The 19,790-nt window shown below is 62.1% G+C and carries 21 protein-coding genes, 1 tRNA gene and 2 pseudogenes; 18 read left to right on the forward strand and 6 right to left on the reverse strand.

Features of this window, described 5'->3' with window-relative positions; all coding sequences use genetic code 11:
- Nucleotides 1-55: 55 nt before the first annotated feature.
- Nucleotides 56-132 (reverse strand) — tRNA-Met (locus VJS90_RS04575).
- 221 nt (nucleotides 133-353) lie between these two features.
- On the opposite strand from VJS90_RS04575, the gene dinB reads away from it, so the two are divergent.
- On the forward strand, nucleotides 354-1,412 hold the full coding sequence (gene dinB / locus VJS90_RS04580; protein WP_324119565.1) for a DNA polymerase IV: 1,059 nt from the start codon (nucleotides 354-356) through the stop codon (nucleotides 1,410-1,412).
- A gap of 36 nt (nucleotides 1,413-1,448) precedes the next feature.
- Here the strand turns inward: dinB and VJS90_RS04585 are convergent, their stop codons facing one another.
- The 3 genes from VJS90_RS04585 to VJS90_RS04595 all read right to left on the reverse strand — a co-directional run bounded on the left by VJS90_RS04585 (nucleotide 1,449) and on the right by VJS90_RS04595 (nucleotide 5,563).
- Entirely contained in the window at nucleotides 1,449-2,402 is a 954-nt protein-coding gene (locus tag VJS90_RS04585; RefSeq protein ID WP_324119489.1) for a hypothetical protein, read from the reverse strand.
- Nucleotides 2,403-2,422: 20 nt separating this feature from the next.
- Nucleotides 2,423-4,138, reverse strand: coding sequence for a proline--tRNA ligase (locus VJS90_RS04590; RefSeq protein ID WP_324119491.1), 1,716 nt, complete (start codon nucleotides 4,136-4,138; stop codon nucleotides 2,423-2,425).
- 159 nt (nucleotides 4,139-4,297) lie between these two features.
- Nucleotides 4,298-5,563, reverse strand: a complete 1,266-nt coding sequence (locus VJS90_RS04595) for an OprD family porin (RefSeq protein WP_324119493.1) — start codon at nucleotides 5,561-5,563, stop codon at nucleotides 4,298-4,300.
- Between the two features lie 683 nt (nucleotides 5,564-6,246).
- Between VJS90_RS04595 and VJS90_RS04600 the strand changes: the two genes are divergently transcribed.
- Together VJS90_RS04600 and VJS90_RS04605 are read left to right on the forward strand one after the other, a co-directional pair.
- The gene (locus tag VJS90_RS04600; protein WP_324119494.1) at nucleotides 6,247-6,672 is read left to right on the forward strand and encodes an HIT domain-containing protein; all 426 of its coding nucleotides are present in this window, start codon (nucleotides 6,247-6,249) and stop codon (nucleotides 6,670-6,672) included.
- 3 nt (nucleotides 6,673-6,675) lie between these two features.
- Entirely contained in the window at nucleotides 6,676-6,882 is a 207-nt protein-coding gene (locus VJS90_RS04605) for a SlyX family protein (protein ID WP_324119497.1), read from the forward strand.
- A 53-nt stretch (nucleotides 6,883-6,935) separates the two neighbouring features.
- Here the strand turns inward: VJS90_RS04605 and VJS90_RS04610 are convergent.
- Both VJS90_RS04610 and VJS90_RS04615 read right to left on the reverse strand, forming a co-directional pair.
- Nucleotides 6,936-7,145 (reverse strand): annotated as a pseudogene (locus VJS90_RS04610) (cold shock domain-containing protein); the annotation flags it as partial.
- Nucleotides 7,146-7,271: 126 nt separating this feature from the next.
- Nucleotides 7,272-7,595: pseudogene (locus VJS90_RS04615) on the reverse strand (cold shock domain-containing protein membrane protein); the annotation flags it as partial.
- 212 nt (nucleotides 7,596-7,807) lie between these two features.
- On the opposite strand from VJS90_RS04615, the gene VJS90_RS04620 reads away from it, so the two are divergent.
- The 15 genes from VJS90_RS04620 (at nucleotide 7,808) to ybgF (ending at nucleotide 19,764) form a co-directional block, all read left to right on the forward strand.
- Nucleotides 7,808-8,281, forward strand: a complete 474-nt coding sequence (locus VJS90_RS04620; RefSeq protein WP_324119499.1) for a Dps family protein — start codon at nucleotides 7,808-7,810, stop codon at nucleotides 8,279-8,281.
- Nucleotides 8,282-8,475: 194 nt separating this feature from the next.
- Nucleotides 8,476-8,805 (forward strand): ribbon-helix-helix domain-containing protein, encoded by a 330-nt coding sequence (locus VJS90_RS04625; protein ID WP_324119567.1) that lies wholly within the window; start codon nucleotides 8,476-8,478, stop codon nucleotides 8,803-8,805.
- Between the two features lie 94 nt (nucleotides 8,806-8,899).
- Entirely contained in the window at nucleotides 8,900-9,121 is a 222-nt protein-coding gene (locus VJS90_RS04630) for a zinc ribbon domain-containing protein (protein ID WP_324119500.1), read from the forward strand.
- 93 nt (nucleotides 9,122-9,214) lie between these two features.
- Complete coding sequence (gene aspS / locus VJS90_RS04635) at nucleotides 9,215-10,990, forward strand: aspartate--tRNA ligase (protein WP_324119501.1); 1,776 nt, start codon at nucleotides 9,215-9,217, stop codon at nucleotides 10,988-10,990.
- 114 nt (nucleotides 10,991-11,104) lie between these two features.
- On the forward strand, nucleotides 11,105-11,851 hold the full coding sequence (locus VJS90_RS04640) for a YebC/PmpR family DNA-binding transcriptional regulator (protein ID WP_324119502.1): 747 nt from the start codon (nucleotides 11,105-11,107) through the stop codon (nucleotides 11,849-11,851).
- Nucleotides 11,852-11,963: 112 nt separating this feature from the next.
- On the forward strand, nucleotides 11,964-12,488 hold the full coding sequence (ruvC, locus tag VJS90_RS04645; protein WP_324119503.1) for a crossover junction endodeoxyribonuclease RuvC: 525 nt from the start codon (nucleotides 11,964-11,966) through the stop codon (nucleotides 12,486-12,488).
- Nucleotides 12,489-12,595: 107 nt separating this feature from the next.
- The gene (gene ruvA / locus VJS90_RS04650; RefSeq protein ID WP_324119504.1) at nucleotides 12,596-13,213 is read left to right on the forward strand and encodes a Holliday junction branch migration protein RuvA; all 618 of its coding nucleotides are present in this window, start codon (nucleotides 12,596-12,598) and stop codon (nucleotides 13,211-13,213) included.
- Entirely contained in the window at nucleotides 13,210-14,256 is a 1,047-nt protein-coding gene (gene ruvB / locus VJS90_RS04655) for a Holliday junction branch migration DNA helicase RuvB (protein WP_324119505.1), read from the forward strand. The genes ruvA and ruvB overlap by 4 nt, the downstream gene beginning before the upstream one ends.
- A 125-nt stretch (nucleotides 14,257-14,381) precedes the next feature.
- Entirely contained in the window at nucleotides 14,382-14,834 is a 453-nt protein-coding gene (gene ybgC / locus VJS90_RS04660) for a tol-pal system-associated acyl-CoA thioesterase (protein WP_324119506.1), read from the forward strand.
- 3 nt (nucleotides 14,835-14,837) lie between these two features.
- Nucleotides 14,838-15,533 carry a protein TolQ gene (gene tolQ, locus VJS90_RS04665; RefSeq protein WP_010223192.1) on the forward strand — a complete coding sequence of 232 codons (696 nt, stop codon included), beginning with the start codon at nucleotides 14,838-14,840 and terminating at the stop codon, nucleotides 15,531-15,533.
- Between the two features lie 14 nt (nucleotides 15,534-15,547).
- Nucleotides 15,548-16,000: a protein TolR gene (tolR, locus tag VJS90_RS04670; RefSeq protein ID WP_324119510.1), complete on the forward strand. Its 453-nt coding sequence runs from the start codon at nucleotides 15,548-15,550 to the stop codon at nucleotides 15,998-16,000.
- Nucleotides 16,000-17,076: a cell envelope integrity protein TolA gene (tolA, locus tag VJS90_RS04675; RefSeq protein WP_324119511.1), complete on the forward strand. Its 1,077-nt coding sequence runs from the start codon at nucleotides 16,000-16,002 to the stop codon at nucleotides 17,074-17,076. The genes tolR and tolA overlap by 1 nt, the downstream gene beginning before the upstream one ends.
- A 26-nt stretch (nucleotides 17,077-17,102) precedes the next feature.
- Nucleotides 17,103-18,374, forward strand: a complete 1,272-nt coding sequence (gene tolB, locus VJS90_RS04680) for a Tol-Pal system beta propeller repeat protein TolB (protein ID WP_324119569.1) — start codon at nucleotides 17,103-17,105, stop codon at nucleotides 18,372-18,374.
- Between the two features lie 58 nt (nucleotides 18,375-18,432).
- The gene (pal, locus tag VJS90_RS04685) at nucleotides 18,433-18,933 is read left to right on the forward strand and encodes a peptidoglycan-associated lipoprotein Pal (RefSeq protein WP_043201913.1); all 501 of its coding nucleotides are present in this window, start codon (nucleotides 18,433-18,435) and stop codon (nucleotides 18,931-18,933) included.
- Nucleotides 18,934-18,939: 6 nt separating this feature from the next.
- Entirely contained in the window at nucleotides 18,940-19,764 is an 825-nt protein-coding gene (gene ybgF, locus VJS90_RS04690) for a tol-pal system protein YbgF (RefSeq protein WP_324119514.1), read from the forward strand.
- Nucleotides 19,765-19,790: the final 26 nt, after the last annotated feature.

Below are 19,790 nucleotides of genomic sequence, written 5' to 3' on the forward strand. Positions count from 1 at the left end.
GCCGTGAGCACGAAAAAGGCGCTCTTCGGATTCCCGAAGAGCGCCTTGTTCCACGTGGTTGCGGGGGCCGGATTTGAACCGACGACCTTCGGGTTATGAGCCCGACGAGCTACCAGGCTGCTCCATCCCGCGCCTGTGAGATCGAATTCTACGGATTTCTGCTCGCGTGTCAATTGTTTTTAACGGAAAAACCTTTTTTGTTCAGTCTGTTAGCGGCTCGGTTTAGCCCGCGGCTCAGGTGCGGCGTGGGTTACAGGCCGAACCCCAGGTGTCGCTTGCCAGTGGATGCGGTCTGCGTGTTCGAATAAGCTATCATCTGTATGAATTTACAGTACTGACGGTCATCCATGTCCTTGCGCAAGATCATCCACATCGACTGCGACTGCTTCTACGCCGCGATCGAGATGCGTGACGACCCGCGTCTTGCCGGTCGGCCCATGGCCGTGGGTGGTTCAGCGGAGCGGCGGGGGGTGATTGCCACCTGTAACTACGAGGCGCGCGCGTATGGTGTACGTTCTGCGATGTCGTCCCGGCATGCGCTGAAGCTTTGTCCCGACCTGCTTATCGTCAAACCGCGCTTTGATGCCTATAAAGAGGCCTCGCGCGAGATTCAGGCGATTTTTCGCGACTACACCGACCTGATCGAGCCGCTCTCGCTGGATGAGGCCTACCTGGATGTTTCCGATAGCCAGTGGTTCGCGGGCAGCGCCACGCGGATCGCCGAGGACATTCGCCGCCGGGTTGCGCGCACGTTGCATATCACTGTGTCGGCCGGGGTGGCGCCCAACAAGTTCCTGGCGAAGATCGCCAGTGACTGGCGCAAGCCCAATGGACTGTTCGTGATCACGCCGCCGCAGGTGGAAGCCTTTGTGGCAGCCTTGCCTGTCGCCAAGCTGCATGGGGTGGGCAAGGTCACGGCGGACAAGCTGGCGCGCCTGGGCATTACCACATGCCTGGAGTTGCGCGAGTGGTCCAGGCTTTCGCTGGTGCGCGAGTTCGGGAGTTTCGGCGAGCGGCTGTGGGGGCTTGCCCGGGGCGTGGACGATCGGGTGGTACACAACGACAGCCGTCGGCAGTCAGTCAGCGTCGAGAACACCTACGATACCGATCTCCCGGACTTGCCAAGTTGTCTGGAGAAGCTTCCCGAGCTGCTGCTCAGCCTGAACGAGCGGGTAGGGCGGATGGATAGCAGCTATCGGCCGGGCAAGCCTTTCGTCAAGGTCAAGTTCCATGACTTCAGTCAGACCACGCTGGAGCAGTCGGGCGCAGGGAGGGACCTGGACAGCTACCGGCAACTGCTCAGCCAGGCATACGCCCGCGGCGACAAGCCAGTGCGATTGTTGGGGGTGGGGGTACGTCTGCTGGATTTGCGCGGCGCCCATGAACAGCTCGAGCTGTTCGAGGCGACCTGAAAATGGCCGGCGTCAGGGCGACGCCGGCCAGGCACATCATCTGGCGCCCGGATCGGCGACCAGGCGACCCCCATTTTTGGTCAGGGCCTGAAGAAACTCCTGCTGCAGTTCCGGATCATTGCGGGTCAGCTCGATCAGGCTCTGCTCCAGCTCACTGGCTTCCTCTTCAAGACCCAGCTCTGACAGGCGCTTGACCCGGTGAACCCATTGGCCCACCTCGTCATCTTCCAGGTCGTCGAAGATCAGGTTGTGCGCTTCGGCCAGTTTGCTGCGCAAGTCGCCGCTGACCAGCAGGCTGGCGTCGGCGCGAACACCGTTGTCCTCGTCCGCCACCTGCAGGTGCAAGGTGCCGACTCGGTTCAGGTTCTGCTCCGAGAACGGGGCATCCAGCAGGTTCAGGCGCAGTACGCCGTTGCTGTCGGTGGCGAGTTCGTGGGTCATCTTGCCGGCCTTGACCTCGACCAGCCGCTCGCTCCACGGCAGGGTGGTGTACTCCTGGCGCTTGGCTTTCTGGACCTCATCGAGGCCGGCCAGGTTCTGTTGTGCCCGGCCATTGGACTGCACGTTCATGAACGGGTTGAGCCCGGCCACGCCATAGTTCAGCCAGTCGCGCGTGACGCTGTCCGGCAGGTTGCCCAGTGCGAAGAGGTTGACCACATTGGCGCCCACACCGGCGACCACGGCCACCGCGCCCAGCGGGATTTCGTAGATCTCCCGCCACGGCTGGTAGGGCGTATAGCGGTCATAGCGGCGAGTGACCTCGAACTCGGTCACCTCGAAATGCTTCTGCTCATGGATGCGTACGCGCCGCTGGGGCAGCTCAAGCACCTTGGGCTCGCCGACGTCGATCTGCAGGCTGTGGGCGAGCAACTTGCGCTCGACGCGCTCCTCATGCTCGCTGCGCTGGGACATCTGGTTGGCGCAGCCGCTGACGAGCAGGGCGCCGCTCAACGCGGCGCCCCCCAGGGTAATGGTACTTCGCTTGAACATGATCACTCGCGCATTGGCTATCAGCGACGGATACGGGCTTGCAGGAACGACAGTACCTCGGCCACTGGCAGCGGTTGGGCGTCCTGCTCGGTGCGGTGCTTGTATTCCAGGTTGCCATCGGCCAGGCCGCGGTCGCTGACCACGATGCGGTGCGGAATGCCGATCAGCTCCATGTCGGCGAACTTGATGCCCGGGCTGGTCTTCTTGTCACGGTCATCGAGCAGCACTTCGAAGCCCGCGGCGGTGAGTTCGGCGTAGAGCTTGTCGGTCGCCTCGCGGACCACGTCGGTTTCATAGCGCAGCGGCACCAGGGCGATCTGGAACGGGGCCAGGGCGTCGTTCCAGACGATGCCCTTGTCGTCGTAGCTCTGTTCGATGGCGGCGGCGACCACACGGGACACGCCAATACCGTAGCAGCCCATGGACAGGACCACCGGCTTGCCGTTCTCGCCGAGCACCTGGCACTTGAGCGCCTCGCTGTACTTGGTGCCGAGCTGGAAGATATGACCGACTTCGATGCCACGCTTGATGACCAGGGTACCTTGGCCATCCGGGCTGGCGTCGCCAGCGACGACGTTGCGCAGGTCGGCCACCTGGGGAACCGGCAGGTCGCGTTCCCAGTTCACGCCGAAGTAGTGCTTGTCGTCGATGTTGGCGCCAATGCCGAAGTCGCTCATCAGCGCGACGGAGCGGTCGATGATGCATTCGAGCGGCAGGTTCAGCGGGCCCAGGGAGCCTGCGCCGGCGCCGATGGCTGCACGCAGGTCGGCATCGGTGGCCATGACCAGGGGGCTCGCGACCTGCTCCAGGTTGGCGGCCTTGATTTCGTTCAGCTCATGGTCGCCACGCACGATCAGGGCAATCAGCTTGCCCTCTTCGGCGCCACGCACGATCAGGGTCTTGACGGTCTTCTCGATCGGCAGCCCGTGGTTCTCGACCAGCTGCGCGATGGTCTTGGCGTCCGGCGTGTCGACCAGGCGCAGCTCCTGCGTTGGGGCAGGGCGCACGGTCTCGCCCGGAATGGCTTCGGCCTTCTCGATGTTGGCGGCGTAGTCGGAGCTGTCGCTGAAGATCACATCATCCTCGCCCGATTCGGCCAGGACGTGGAATTCGTGTGAGTAGCTGCCACCGATCGAGCCGGTGTCGGCCTGCACCGGACGGAAATCCAGGCCCAGGCGGGTAAAGATGTTGGAGTATGCCTGGTGCATGCGGTCGTAGGTTTCCTGGAGGGAAGCCTGGTCGGCATGGAAGGAGTAGGCATCCTTCATGATGAATTCGCGGCCACGCATCAGGCCGAAGCGCGGACGGATCTCGTCACGGAACTTGGTCTGGATCTGGTACATGTTCAACGGCAGCTGTTTATAGCTCGACAGCTCGTTGCGGGCCATGTCGGTGATGACTTCTTCATGGGTCGGGCCGACGCAGAAGTCCCGGCCATGGCGGTCCTTGAGACGCAGCAGCTCAGGGCCGTACTGTTCCCAGCGGCCGGACTCCTGCCACAACTCGGCGGGCTGGATGCTGGGCATCAGCACTTCGAGCGCACCGGCAGCGTTCATTTCCTCGCGTACCACGGCCTCGACCTTGCGCATCACCCGCAGGCCCATCGGCAGCCAGGTGTAGAGGCCGGACGCCAGTTTGCGGATCATGCCGGCGCGCAGCATGAGCTGGTGGCTGATGACCACCGCGTCGGCAGGGGTTTCTTTCTGGGTGGCGAGCAAATATTGACTGGTGCGCATGTTGGGCCGTTGTCGGTTGCGTAAGACATTGATTGACCCCGCATTGTACGGGGGCGAGTCGAAGGCGTACAGGATGCCCCAGGGCGCCGTGCTTGTCAGCCAAGAAAAAGCCCGGCATCGCTGCCGGGCTTTTCAGTGCGGGGCATTGCAAGCCAGGGCTTACAGGATGCTCAGCGGGTACTCGACGATCAGGCGCAGCTCGTCCAGCGAAGGGGAGCCGTAGTAGACGCCGTCGGCGGAGCGGTAGGTGGCCTGGCGGACGCGGAAGCTGAGGTCCTTGGCCGGGCCATCCTGCAGTACGTACTTGATGTCGACGTCGCGTTCCCATTCCTTGCCGTTGTCGGTGCCTTCGACGTTGGCGCCGGTACCGCGGACATAACGGGTCATGAAGCTCAGGCCCGGAATGCCGTACTCGGCGAAGTTCAGGTCGTAGCGTACCTGCCAGGAGCGCTCGTCCTCGGCGTTGAAGTCGGAGCGGGCGATCGAGTTGGCCACGAACACGGTGCCGCCACCGTCCACGCCATAGGCGTAGTCGCCGTCACCGGTCACGCGCTGGCCGGCGATGGTGAAGGTGTGCGCGCCGATGTTCCAGGCGGCCGAGAGGCTGAAGATGGTGTTGTCCAGCTTGTCGCCGTCGAATGCGCGAACCAGGCCCGAACCATCACTCTTGGTGTTGTACGCGTTGAGGTCGAACACCAGGCCCTGGGTATCGGAGATCGGCAGCGCCCAGTTGACGTTGGCGTAGTATTTGCGCCAGTAGTCTTCGACCTTCGAGTAGTACAGGCTGGTGCTCAGGCTGTCGGTGATGGAGTAGGTGCCACCCACTACATCGGCTTTCTTCAGGCGGAAGCTGTCGCGGTCGGTCTGCTCTTGCGCGGTCAGGCTGGTGAAGCGGCCGGCGTGCAGGGTCAGGCCCTTGATCTCGCTGCTGGTGATGAGGGCGCCTTGGGCCATCTCAGGCAGCAGGCGGCTGTCATCGGTGGCGAACACCGGCAGCGCGGTGAACTGGTCGCCGACCTTCAGGACGGTATCGGAGACGCGGAATTTAACCGCGCCGCCTGCCTTGGAGTAGTCATCCTCGGGGCGACCGTCGGAGCCTACCGGGAACAGGCCGGTGTTGGTGGTGCCACGGCCGCCGTCGAGCTTGAGGCCGAGCATGCCGATGGCATCGACGCCTACGCCGATGGTGCCCTGCGTGAAGCCGGACTCGAAGGTGCCGATGAAGCCTTGGCCCCATTCTGCACGGCGGCTCTGGCCGGTCTCGTTGTTGCGGAAGTCACGGCTGAAGTACAGATTGCGCAGCTTTACATTCAATTGGCTGTCTTCGACAAAGCCCTTTGATTCATCTTGCGAAGAGGCGATTGCCAACTGCGAAGTCCCCGCCGCAACGGCAAGGGCGATCATGCTCCACTTCATCACGCGCATCGTGATTTGCTCCTTTGGTTTTTAGGAAGAGTACCGCTGCACCCAAGTGTTTTAGTTATATGGGACAGCTCTTTCTTGTTATGTCGGCGAAAATGTATATCACGCTGACTGGCTTTGGCGATATGGAGAAACCGTGCCCTGGGGAACTTTATTTCCATGTCGCTTACAGTTACGTCGGTGTCGCAAATCACACTCGTTTTCAGACGCGTGCCGCGCCCCTTGGCCACTGTGCCTCTGCCATGGCAGGTGTCATGCGGACCTGATCGATGGAAATGCAACAAGCGTGCTCAAATGGGTGCCCGGTTGATGAATTTTTCACATCCGCTTCACGCCCCCATCGCCAAGTGCCGTAAACACTAGGGGGCGGCTGTCTGATGGTGTGCCAAAAGTGCGCGGTCGGCGTTCAAGTAAAGCTGCCTTGTGAGTCAATACGTTACCGTCGACTGTTCAACCTGAGTATTTTGTACATTACTTAAAGTAGGTAAGCCGGCATTTCAGCCTTGTTTTGGTGCGAAAAGTAGCGCTGTGTTACCGAAGTGGCGCAAGGCGTGTTTTTTTCTGTTTGTAAACGTGCAGAAATGCCGGCTCGGCTGCAGGACGGTGCTCTTCATACCGAAGGCAGGTATCCTTGGCGTCTTTGCCTGCATCGCGCAGGCAGCTATCGCTTTGGAGGAGGTTTGATCGTGTTTGCTCTGGATGCACGGCTTCAGCAGGACACTGTTGTCCTTGGGGATTTCCCGTTGTGCCGCCTGCTGTTGAGCAGGGATGCCAATTATCCCTGGTTCATCCTGGTGCCGCGGCGTGCCGGAATCAGCGAGCTGTTCGAGCTTGAGGCTGCCGAGCAGCAACAGCTCTGGCACGAAACCACTCGACTGGCTCAGGCACTGCAAGGTGCTTTCGCCGCCGACAAGATGAATGTCGCGACGCTGGGCAACGTGGTCAGCCAGTTGCACATGCATGTCATCGTTCGTCATCGCACGGATGCCGCATGGCCAGCGCCGGTCTGGGGCAAGGTGCCGGCGCTCGAGTACGACGACGCGCGGCTCCAGCAAGTCGTCGAGCGTCTGCGGGCTGTTGTGGGCGACGACTTCACTTTCCAGGAGTCCTGAGCCATGTCGCTGGAATCACGGGTCACCGAGCTTGAGAGTCGTCTGGCATTTCAGGACGATACCCTTCAGGCGCTCAACGATGTGCTGGTCGAGCAGGGTAGGCTGGTCGAGCGTCTGCAGATGCAGATGGCCGCGCTGCTCAAGCGTTACGAGGAAATGGTAGGCCAGTACTCGGCCGGCGAGGACGAGGCGCCGCCGCCACACTACTGATGCACCAAAACAGAACAGGCCCTCGAAGGGCCTGTTCTGTTACTGCATGCGTCTCAGCGTCGCGGCGCTGCGATCACATCTTCGGCCTGCAGGCCCTTGTCGCGGTGCATGACAGAAAACTCCACGCGCTGGCCTTCGACCAGCACCCGGTGGCCTTCGCCGCGAATGGCGCGGAAATGCACGAAGATATCGTCGCCAGAGTCTCGGGAGATGAAGCCGAAGCCCTTGGAGGTGTTGAACCACTTGACGGTGCCGGTATCGCGCTTGCTTTGCTCGTATTGCGCGCCCGGTGTGCTGCGTGCCGTGTTGGCGGCGGGTGCGAAGCCCGCCGCCAGATTTACCGCCACGGCCAGGAGGGCGCAGCCCAGTGCTGGCAGGTCACCCAGCTCAGGGCGAGCCAGCAGCGTGAGGGCCTGCAATACGACGGATGCTACCAGCAGGGCACTGGCGAGCCGCTGAAGGTGGTTGCGCATGCCTTTGTAGTAATGCGGCACCAGCGGAGCGAGAAGCAGGTTGAGAAGGCCGAGCAGCGCGAGGTAGACGGCCTGCGGTTGTTGCAGCAATGGCATTGCATCGGTTTTGAGGCTGGGAAAGAACGATAGCAGCAGAGCCGCTACGCCCGTCACCAGATGGACGATCTTGAACATATGGGTTGGCTCACAGTCGATAAGGTCGATCACAGGAAGAGCTGGCAGCACGGTGCGCGGGGTCATGAAGCGCGAAAACGTGAACGCCAGCCTATGCACCCGGCATTCGAAATCCGCACGGATGGCACGCTGCCTATTTAACAGCAAAGGCTGGGGGTTCTCAAATCAGGGCGGCGACCGGCGCGCAGCGTGGCGCCGCAGCGCATGCAGGCCGCGCCGGGAATTGATACAGTGTTTCCAACCTGCTGCATCATCAACCCACTTGTAAGGGGCGCTTCATGGCAATTGATATCGGTATCAGCGAAGAAGACCGCAAGTCCATCGTTGACGGGCTGTCACGTCTGTTGTCGGACACCTACGTCCTGTATCTGAAAACCCATAACTTCCACTGGAACGTCACCGGTCCATCCTTCCGTACCCTGCACTTGATGTTCGAGGAGCAGTACAACGAGCTGGCCCTGGCCGTCGATTCCATCGCCGAACGTATTCGCGCCCTGGGCTTCCCGGCGCCCGGTTCCTACGCGTTCTATGCACGCCACTCCTCCATCAAGGAAGAGGAAGGGGTGCCAGCGGCTGGCGAGATGATCCGCCAGCTGGTGCAGGGGCAAGAGGCGGTGGTTCGTACTGCCCGCAGCATCTTCCCGGTGGTGGACAAGGTCAGTGACGAACCGACCGCCGACTTGCTCACCCAGCGCATGCAGGTGCACGAGAAGACCGCCTGGATGCTGCGCGTGCTGCTGGACGAGAAGTAATGACGCACTGAACCGGCAGTTTCAGCCCGGCGCTGGCCCGATGCCCGGATCCCTGAAGGATCCGGGCATTCTCGTTCATGGAGGAAGTGTTTTCGGCTGGTTCGTGGCGCGGTTGCGGCGCTTCATTAGGACAGGACTTCGCGCGGCATGGGCGAAGGATTTTCCCTCGGGTATGGAGCGATGCAGTGGAAGCGATGCCAGTACTGACCACGCGAGGTGTCTGCGCAGGACCTTGGCCCACCAAGGACTGCGTGGATCCGTTCACCATGGGTTTCGACATGGAGCAGCTGCGGCCTGTCTCCCGCTCGGTCCGGCTCAATGGCTTTGCCACCTGCCTGCGTCTTGAAACCATCTACTGGCGTATCTTGCAGTCGATCGCCCAGGCCAATCGCTGCTCGGTCAGCGCGGTGCTGTCGTATGTCGACCGCGAGGTCCACCTGCGCCATGGCGGGGTGAAGAATTTCAGTGGCCTGATTCGGGTGATCTGCGTGGCGTGGCTGATGGATCCACCGGCACGGCGCTGATCGGCGGGCGGGCTGCACAGCACTCCTTAACCATATATAATCCCGCCTTTTGCTGCCTGAAGCAGCGCGCGTTGTGGTTGACGAGAGACGCCCCATGCCCCTTTATGACTATCAATGTACCTCCTGCAATCACCAGATGGAGAAGTTGCAGAAGATCAGCGCGCCGCCGCTGACCGATTGCCCGGCCTGCCAGGCGCCCGCGCTGCAGAAGATGCTGTCGGTGCCCGGCTTTCGCCTGAGCGGTACCGGCTGGTACGAAACCGACTTCAAGACCGGTGCGAAAAAGAACCTTGCAGGCGGCGACAAGGCCGACTGAGTTGAATTGCCCCGTCCGGGTCTTGCACTATGAGCCCCTTGGGCGGCCAAGACCTCCCCGAATACACGAATCACGAGAAGCGAAAACACCATCATGATGCGCAGCCATTATTGCGGCCAACTGAACGAGAGCCTGGACGGCCAGGAAATTACCCTTTGCGGCTGGGTTCATCGTCGCCGCGACCACGGCGGGGTGATCTTCCTCGATATCCGTGATCGCGAAGGCATGGCCCAGGTCGTCTTCGACCCTGATCGCGCCGACAGCTTCGCCGCTGCCGACCGCGTGCGCAGCGAGTACGTGGTGCAGATCACCGGCAAGGTGCGTCCGCGTCCGGCTGGTGCGGTCAACCCGAACATGGCCTCCGGCGCCATCGAAGTGCTGGGCTACGAGCTGACCGTTCTGAACGAGGCGGAAACCCCGCCGTTCCCGCTGAACGAATTCTCCGACGTCGGCGAAGAAACCCGTCTGCGTTATCGCTTCATCGACCTGCGTCGTCCCGAGATGGCCGAGAAGCTGCGCCTGCGCTCGCGTATCACCAGCAGCATCCGTCGCTTCCTCGACGAGAACGGCTTCCTGGACGTCGAGACGCCGATCCTCACCCGTGCCACGCCAGAAGGCGCGCGCGACTACCTGGTGCCGAGCCGTACCCACGCGGGCAGCTTCTTCGCCCTGCCGCAGTCGCCACAGCTGTTCAAGCAGCTGCTGATGGTTGCCGGTTTCGACCGTTACTACCAGATCGCCAAATGCTTCCGCGACGAAGACCTGCGCGCCGACCGCCAGCCTGAGTTCACCCAGATCGACATCGAGACCAGCTTCCTCGACGAGTCCGAGATCATGGGCCTGACCGAAAGCATGATCCGCAAGCTGTTCAAGGAAGTCCTGGACCTGGAGTTCGGCGAATTCCCGCACATGACCTTCGAAGAAGCCATGCGCCGCTACGGTTCCGACAAGCCTGACCTGCGCAACCCGCTTGAACTGGTCGACGTTGCCGATCAGCTCAAGGATGTCGAGTTCAAGGTGTTCAGCGGCCCGGCCAACGATCCGAAGAGCCGCGTTGCCGCCCTGCGCGTGCCAGGTGGCGCGAGCATGCCGCGGAGCCGTATCGATGAGTACACCAAGTTCGTCGGCATCTACGGTGCCCGCGGCCTGGCCTACATCAAGGTCAACGAGCGCGCCAAGGGCGTCGAAGGCCTGCAATCGCCGATCGTCAAGAACATCCCTGAGGCCAATCTGAACGTGATCCTTGATCGCGTTGGCGCGGTCGACGGCGATATCGTGTTCTTCGGCGCGGACAAAGCCAAGATCGTCAGCGAGGCCCTGGGCGCGCTGCGTATCAAGGTTGGTAACGATTTCAACCTGCACACGTGCAAGTGGGCGCCAATGTGGGTCGTCGACTTCCCGATGTTCGAAGAGAACGACGACGGCAGCTTCTCCGCGCTGCACCACCCGTTCACCGCGCCAAAGTGCACCCCGGCCGAGCTCGAGGCCAACCCGGCCACAGCGCTGTCGCGTGCCTATGACATGGTGCTCAACGGCACCGAGCTGGGCGGCGGTTCGATCCGTATCCACCGCAAGGAAATGCAACAGGCGGTGTTCCGCCTGCTGGGTATCGAGGCGGCGGAACAGGAAGAGAAGTTCGGCTTCCTGCTCGACGCCCTGAAATTCGGCGCTCCGCCGCACGGTGGCCTGGCGTTCGGCCTGGATCGCCTGGTCATGCTGATGACCGGCGCGCAGTCGATCCGTGAAGTGATCGCCTTCCCGAAAACCCAGAGCGCCGCCGACGTGATGACCCAGGCCCCAGGCCAGGTCGATGCCAAGGCACTGCGCGAGCTGCATATCCGTCTGCGCGAACAGCCCAAGGCTGAGTAAGCGGACCCCGGGCGCATCCAGATGGATGCGCCTTTGCGTTCAGGCATGGAATTTTTGTCGTTTCGCCCCGTAGGGCGGAGCATGATTGTGTTTCAAAGGATTCGGAGTGGGTTTATGGCTGGTCATTCCAAGTGGGCGAACATCAAGCACCGCAAAGAGCGCCAGGATGCCAAGAGAGGCAAGATCTTCACCAAGTGGATTCGCGAGCTGACCGTCGCCGCCAAGCAGGGCGGTGGTGATCCGGCGTCCAACCCGCGTCTGCGTCTGGCGCTGGACAAGGCGCTGGGCGCCAACATGAGTCGCGACATCATTGACCGGGCGGTCGCCCGCGGTGCCGGCACCGCCGAGAGCGACGACGTCGAGGAGCTGACCTACGAAGGCTACGGTCCCGGTGGCGTGGCGATCATGGTCGAGGCCATGACCGACAATCGCAACCGTACCGCCGCAGCGGTGCGTCATGCCTTCAGCAAGTGTGGTGGCAACCTCGGCACCGACGGTTCGGTGGCCTACCTGTTCGAGCGCAAGGGGCAGATCAGCTTTGCCGCCGGGCTCGAAGAGGACGCCCTGATGGAAGCGGCGATGGAAGCCGACGCTGACGACGTGGTGGCCAACGACGACGGCTCCTTCGACGTCTTCACCTCGTTCAGCAGCTTCTATGCGGTGCGCAGCGCCCTCGAAGAGGCCGGGTTCAAGGCCGCGGACGCCGAAATCGTCATGCAGCCGACCACCAGCGCCGAGCTCGACCTGGAAGGCGCGCAGAAAGTGCTCAAGCTTATCGATATGCTCGAGGACCTGGATGACGTGCAGAACGTCTATTCCAATGCCGAGATCCCGGACGAGGTGATGGAACAGCTCGGCTAGGGTTGCACCAGACTCTTCGAGGCCGGAGCCACCAGCGGGTGCGATCGCACCCCTGGCGGCTCCGGCTTCTGTTTTTTCAGCGGCGCTCCGGCGCCCTTTGCATGCAGGCGTTATGACTCTGATTCTTGGTATCGACCCCGGCTCGCGGATCACCGGCTACGGCGTGGTGCGCCAGACCCCGCGTGGCTGCGAGTATGTGGCGTCAGGCTGTATCCGCACCGGCGCCGGCGAGCTGCATGAGCGCTTGCAGGTCGTTTTTCGTGGGGTGCGGGACATCATCAGGGAGCACGGCCCGGTGACCATGGGCATCGAGCGAGTGTTCATGGCGCGTAATGCCGACTCGGCGCTCAAGCTGGGCCAGGCCCGCGGCGCGGCTATCGTGGCCGCGATGGAGGAGGGGTTGGAGGTCGCCGAGTACAGCGCGACGCAGGTCAAGCAGGCCGTGGCCGGCACCGGCGGCGCTAACAAGGAACAGGTGCAATTGATGGTGATGCACCTGCTCAAGCTTGTGAAAAAGCCGCAGATAGACGCCTCCGATGCCCTGGCCATCGCACTGTGCCACGCCCATACGCGCTCGAGCCTGGTGCCCCATGGGCTGGCCACGGCACGCCGACGTGGCGGACGCTTGCGTCTGTAGCCGCTTCATGAGCTGATACATATTTTGTGCGGGTGAAATGCTCACCCGTGGCATTTGCTGATAGGGTTTAACGGTCGCTGGCCGGTACCCAGGATAAGGATCGGAACGTGATTGGACGTTTGCGCGGTACCCTGGCGGAAAAACAACCGCCACACCTGATTGTCGATGTGAATGGCGTGGGCTACGAGCTGGAGGTGCCGATGACAACATTGTATCGCCTGCCCAAGGTTGGCGAGCCGGTGACCCTGCATACCCACCTGGTGGTGCGCGAGGACGCCCACCTGCTCTATGGGTTCTCCGAAAAGCGCGAGCGTGAACTGTTCCGCGAGCTGATCCGTCTCAATGGCGTCGGCCCGAAGCTGGCGCTGGCGCTCATGTCGGGCCTCGAGGTCGATGAGCTGGTGCGCTGCGTGCAGGCCCAGGACACCTCGGTGCTGGTGCGCGTCCCCGGCGTCGGCAAGAAGACAGCCGAGCGTCTGTTGGTGGAGCTCAAGGATCGCTTCAAGGCCTGGGAAACCTCCCCGGCCATGTTCGCCCTGGTCTCAGACGGCCCGACGCCGGCGGCGAGCGCCTCCAGCGCCGAGGCCGACGCCGTCAGCGCGCTCATCTCGCTCGGCTACAAGCCCCAGGAGGCCAGCAAGGCCGTGGCTGCCGTGCCGGGCAAGGCCGGCCTGAGCAGTGAAGAACTGATCCGCGGCAGTCTGAAGGGAATGATCTCCAAGTGATCGAAGCCGACCGTTTGATAGCCGCCGCAGGGCGCGACCGCGAAGAGGTCCAGGACCGCGCGATCCGTCCGCTGAGCCTGGAGGATTACATCGGCCAGCCGGTGGTGCGCGAGCAGATGGCGCTGTTCATCCAGGCCGCCCGCGCGCGCAGCGAATCCCTCGATCACACCTTGATCTTCGGCCCGCCCGGGCTTGGCAAGACCACGCTTGCCAACATCATTGCCCAGGAAATGGGCGTTGCGATCAAGAGCACCTCGGGGCCGATTCTCGAGCGTCCGGGCGACCTGGCCGCGTTGCTGACCAACCTCGAGCCCCACGATGTGCTGTTCATCGACGAGATCCACCGGCTTTCACCGGTGGTCGAGGAGGTGCTGTATCCGGCCATGGAAGACTTCCAGCTCGACATCATGATCGGCGAGGGGCCGGCGGCGCGCTCGATCAAGCTCGACCTTCCGCCGTTCACCCTGGTCGGGGCGACCACGCGGGCGGGCATGCTCACCAACCCGCTGCGCGACCGCTTCGGTATCGTCCAGCGCCTGGAGTTCTACAACAACGACGACCTGGCGACCATCGTCAGCCGCTCGGGCAGCATCCTGGGGCTGGCGATCGAGGATCAGGGCGCCTTCGAGATCGCCCGTCGCGCCCGTGGCACGCCGCGGATCGCCAACCGCCTGCTGCGCCGCGTGCGGGACTATGCCGAGGTGCGCGGCAAGGGCCACATCACCAAGGCCGTCGCGGACATGGCGCTGAACCTGCTGGATGTCGATGAACGAGGGTTCGACCACCAGGACCGGCGCCTGCTGTTGACCATGATCGAGAAGTTCGACGGTGGGCCGGTGGGCGTGGACAACCTCGCGGCGGCCATCAGCGAAGAGCGCCACACCATCGAGGACGTGCTCGAGCCCTATCTGATCCAGCAGGGCTACATCATGCGCACGCCACGGGGCCGGGTGGTGACCCGTCATGCCTACCTGCACTTCGGCCTGAACATTCCCGGCCGCCTTGGAGATCCCGCGGAAAATTGCGGCACAGGCGATGAATGACAGATCAAAACCCTGATTTCGTGGTCCTACCGCAGGCACTGCACCTGCGGGCTGGCACTACGACATTATTCATGAAAAAACAGTTGCCGGGGCGGATTGGCAAGCTGAGGAGTAACCACTAGAGTATGCGCGCGCAAAATGGGCTTGAGCCGTTCGCATATCGGTGTCGCGTCTACTACGAAGACACCGATGCGGGCGGCGTTGTTTATTACGTCAACTACCTGAAATTCATGGAGCGTGCGCGCACCGAGCGGCTGCGTCACCTGGGCTTCGCCCAGTCTGAACTGGCAGGGCAGAACCTGCTGTTCGTGGTCCATTCCGCGCAGGCGCGCTACCACGCGCCGGCCCGCCTGGACGATGAACTGCGCATTACCGCGCGAGTACTTGAATTGAACCGTGCCAGCCTGCGCTTCGAGCAGCAGGTCTGGCGCGAAAAAGATGCAACGCTGCTCTGCGAAGGGCAGTTCCTGGTGGCCGCCGTGCGCGCCGACACTTTCAAACCCCGGGCCATTCCTCCTGAGCTGCGTGACGCCTTCATGGCGGACGGCACGGGTACTCAATCGAACGCAGGAGATTAAAGCGTGGAAGCTAACGTCGTCGACCATACCTCCATGTGGAGCCTGGTCAGTAATGCCAGCATTGTGGTGCAGCTGGTGATGCTGATTCTGGTAGCAGCATCGGTAACCTCATGGATCATGATTTTCCAGCGCAGCACCATGCTGCGCGCGGGTCGTCGTGCGCTGGACAGTTTTGAGGAACGCTTCTGGTCGGGTATCGACCTCTCCAAGCTGTACCGCCAGGCGGGCAGCAACCCGGACCCGGACTCGGGTGTCGAGCAGGTCTTCCGGGCCGGCTTCAAGGAGTTCTCGCGCCTGCGCCAGCAGCCGGGTGTCGATCCTGACGCCGTCATGGAAGGTGTCGGCCGTGCGATGCGCGTCGCCATCTCCCGCGAGGAAGAGAAGCTCGAACAGAGCTTGCCCTTCCTGGCCACCGTCGGCTCCACCAGCCCGTACATCGGCCTGTTCGGTACCGTCTGGGGGATCATGAACTCCTTCCGCGGCCTGGCCAGCGCCCAGCAGGCCACCCTGGCCACCGTCGCCCCCGGCATCGCCGAGGCGCTGATCGCCACGGCCATTGGCCTGTTCGCCGCGATTCCGGCGGTCATCGCCTACAACCGTTTTGCCGCGCGCAGCGAAGTGCTGATTGGCCGTTACTACACGTTCGCCGACGAGTTCCAGGCGATCCTGCACCGTAAAGTGCACACCAGCGAAGAGTGATCAGGTAGATACCCATGGCCCGAGTTCGCCAGAAACGCAAGCCGGTCGCCGAGATGAACGTGGTGCCCTACATCGACGTGATGCTGGTGCTGCTGGTCATCTTCATGGTGACCGCCCCCATGCTCAACCAGGGTGTGAAGGTCGACCTGCCCAAGGTTTCCAGCGAAGCCTTGCCGCAGGACAACAACGTTCAGGTGCTGACCATTTCGATCAAGGCTGACAAGACCTACTTCTGGAACCTTGGCAGCGAAGTCGATACCGAAAAACAGATGGACAAGGCCATGACCTTGCCCGACATGACCAATGCGGTGACCAAGATCATCGCTGCCGGTCGCGACCAGGGCAAGCAGACCCAGGTCTTCATCCGTGGCGACAAGTCGGTGGACTACGGCGCGGTGATGGGCGCCATGGGCGGGTTGCAGAGGGCCGGTGTCGGTAACGTTGGCCTGATTACCGAGGCGCCCTGATGCAGCAGCGTGAGCCATCCGCTTCGGAAAGCTACTTCTGGCCCAGTGTCTGGGCCATCGGGCTGCACGTGCTGGTGTTCGGCATGCTGTTCGTCAGCTTCGCCATGACGCCTGAGCTGCCGCCGTCCAAGCCGATCGTCCAGGCGACCCTCTATCAGCTCAAGTCAAAGAGCCAGGCGACTACCCAGACCAATCAGAAGATTGCCGGGGAGGCGAAGAAAACCGCCTCGCGTCAGACCGAGGTCGAGCAGCTTGAGCAGAAGAAGGTCGAGCAACAGGCTGTAAAGGCGGCGGAACAAAAGAAAGAGGAAGCTGCTCAAAAGGCCGAAGAGGCGCGTGCCGCCGCCGAGGCCAAGAAGGCCGAAGAGTCCCAGAAGGTAGCCGAGGCCAAGAAGGCCGCCGAAGCCAAGAAGGCTGACGAGGCCAAGAAAGCTGCCGAGAAGCAGCAGGCTGACATCGCCAGGAAGAAGGCTGAGGACGAGGCGAAGAAGAAAGCCGACGAGGAGGCCAAGAAGCAGGCCGCCGAGGACGCGAAGAAAACCGCCGCTGAAGAGGCGAAGAAAAAAGCAGCCGAGGACGCCAAGAAGAAAGCGGCCGCCGAGGACGCCAAGAAGAAGGCCGCGGAAGAGGCGAAAAAGAAAGCCGCAGCCGATGCAGCCAAGAAAAAGGCACAGGATGCAGCCCGCAAGGCGGCCGAAGACAAGAAAGCCCAGGCGCTTGCCGAGCTTCTGTCTGATACCACCGAGCGCCAGCAGGCGCTGGCCGATGAGCAGGGTGATCAGGTCGCGGGTGACTTCGACGACCTTATCCGCATGCGTGCAGCTGAAGGTTGGGCCCGCCCGCCGTCGGCGCGCAAGAACATGACAGTGGTGCTGCAGATCAACATGCTGCCCGATGGCACCATCACCAACGTGAGTGTTTCGCGCTCCAGTGGTGACGGTCCGTTCGACAGCTCGGCGGTTGCCGCGGTCAAGAACATTGGTCGTTTGACCGAAATGCAGGGCTTGAAGCCGAGCGATTTCAATGCCTATCGTTCATTCAAGATGACATTTACACCTGAGGATCTTGCGTTGTGATTAAACTTCTTCGAGGACTGCTGGTCATGCTCTGCTGCGTGGCGGGTGTGGCCATGGCAGAGGAAAAGAACATCCTGGTCACCAGCGGCAGCGACCGGGCCACGCCCATCGCGGTAGTGCCGTTCGGTCTGCAGGGTGGTAGCGTGCTGCCAGAGGACATGGCCGATATCATTGGCAATGACCTGCGCAACTCCGGTTACTACGCCCCGATCCCGCGGCAGAACATGATCAGCCAGCCGAGCCAGGCCAGCGAAGTGATCTTCCGTGACTGGAAAGCCTTGGGCGCCCAGTATGTGATGGTCGGCAGCATCGTGCCGTCCGGTGGCCGCCTGCAGGTGCAGTACGCGCTGTTCAACGTTGCCACCGAGCAGCAGGTGCTGACCGGTAGCGTGACCGGCGGCGTCGACCAGCTGCGCGACATGTCGCACTACATCGCCGATCAGTCGTTCGAAAAACTCACGGGCATCAAGGGTGCGTTCTCCACTCGCATGCTCTACGTGACCGCCGAGCGCTTCTCGACCAACAACACCCGTTACACCCTGCAGCGCTCGGACTACGACGGCGCGCGCGCGGTCACCCTGCTGCAGTCGCGCGAGCCGATCCTGTCGCCGCGTTTCGCCCCGGATGGCAAGCGTATTGCCTATGTGTCGTTCGAGCAGCGCCGCCCGCGCATCTTCGTGCAGCACATCGACACTGGCCGCCGTGAACAGATCACCAACTTCGAGGGCCTCAATGGCGCGCCAGCCTGGTCGCCCGATGGTTCGCGCCTGGCGTTCGTGCTGTCCAAGGACGGCAACCCGGACATCTACGTGATGAACATGGCTTCGCGTCAGATCAGCCGTGTGACCTCTGGTCCTGGCATCAACACCGAGCCTTTCTGGGGCAAGGATGGCAACACCCTCTACTTCACCTCCGACCGTGGCGGCAAGCCGCAGATCTACAAGTCGAGCGTGAGTGGCGGTGGCGCCGAGCGGGTAACTTTCGTGGGTAACTACAACGCCAACCCTAAATTGTCGGCGGATGAAAAGACCCTGGTGATGATTCATCGCCAACAAGGTTTTACCAACTTCAAAGTGGCAGCGCAGGACTTGGAGCGGGGAAGTGTAAAGATTCTTTCCGAAACAAGTCTTGATGAGTCGCCTACTGTTGCGCCCAACGGCACCATGCTAATCTACGCCACCCGCCAGCAGGGCCGGGGAGTCTTGATGCTCGTCTCTCTCAACGGACGTGTGAGGCTCCCGCTTCCTACCGCTCAAGGCGAAGTCAGAGAACCGTCCTGGTCCCCTTACCTGAACTGATGCGGCGTAATTGCTTTACGTTTTTCTTAACACACTGGGGTTCACAAGGAGTTTCACGATGGAAATGCTGAAGTTTGGTAAATTTGCTGCGCTGGCTCTGGCCATGGCTGTAGCTGTAGGTTGCTCCTCCAAGGGCGGTGACAATGCTGGCGAAGGCGCAGCAGTTGATCCTAACGCTGGCTACGGCGCCAACACCGGTGCTGTCGACGGCAGCCTGAGCGAAGAAGCAGCTCTGCGCGCAATCACCACCTTCTACTTCGAATACGACAGCTCGGACCTGAAGCCAGAAGCCATGCGCGCTCTGGACGTTCACGCCAAGGACCTGAAGTCCAACGGCAGCCGTGTTGTCCTGGAAGGCAACACTGACGAGCGCGGCACCCGCGAGTACAACATGGCTCTGGGTGAGCGTCGTGCCAAGGCCGTCCAGCGCTACCTGGTTCTGCAGGGTGTTTCCCCTGCTCAGCTGGAACTGGTTTCCTACGGTGAAGAGCGTCCAGTTGCTACCGGTAACGACGAGCAATCCTGGGCTCAGAACCGTCGCGTCGAACTGCGCAAGTAATTCGATATGCGAATCTGCCGTCGTGTCGTAACCGTCCTCGCACTCAGCCTGCCGCTCGCGGCCTGGGCTGAGGTTCCCGTAGTTGATGACAACGCAGGCTCTAGCGGCGCAAGCAGCTATCCGCCCGCGGGTTATGGCACGAACGGCGCCTATGCCGGGGGAGGGGTATCCACCCCTGCCTCGGCACAGGGTCAGCTGTTCATGCAGCTGCAACAGATGCAAGACCAGATTGCACGGCAACAGGGCGTCATCGAAGAGCTGCAGAATGATGTGGCCCGCATGAAACAGGAAAGCCTGGAGCGTTACCAGGACCTGGATCGGCGTATCGGATCCGGTGTGGCACCCGCCGCAACCCCCGACAATTCCTCCACCGGTGGTGCGCCTGATGCCGCCGCCGGTGCTGCCGCAGGGGCTGCCGCCGCGCAGCAACCTGCCGCCAGCAGCGAGCCTGGCGATCCGGCGAAAGAAAAGCTCTACTATGACGCTGCTTTCGACCTGATCAAAGCCAAGGATTTCGACAAGGCCAGCCAGGCGTTCGCTGCCTTCCTGCGCAAGTACCCCAACAGCCAGTACGCCGGCAATGCCCAGTACTGGCTCGGTGAAGTGAACCTGGCCAAAGGTGACCTGCAGGCCGCCGGCCAGGCGTTTGCCAAGGTCAGTCAGCTTTATCCCAAGCACAGCAAGGTGCCTGATTCCCTGTACAAGCTGGCCGACGTAGAACGTCGCCTGGGGCATACGGATCGGGTCAAGGGCATCCTGCAGCAGGTGGTGACCCAGTACCCCGGCACCTCCGCGGCGCAGCTTGCGCAGCGAGACCTGCAGAAGCTCTGAGGCCGACCGCTTGAAAGAAACCCGCG

This window comes from Pseudomonas sp., from assembly GCF_035277045.1.
In the GTDB taxonomy this organism is placed as follows: domain Bacteria; phylum Pseudomonadota; class Gammaproteobacteria; order Pseudomonadales; family Pseudomonadaceae; genus Aquipseudomonas.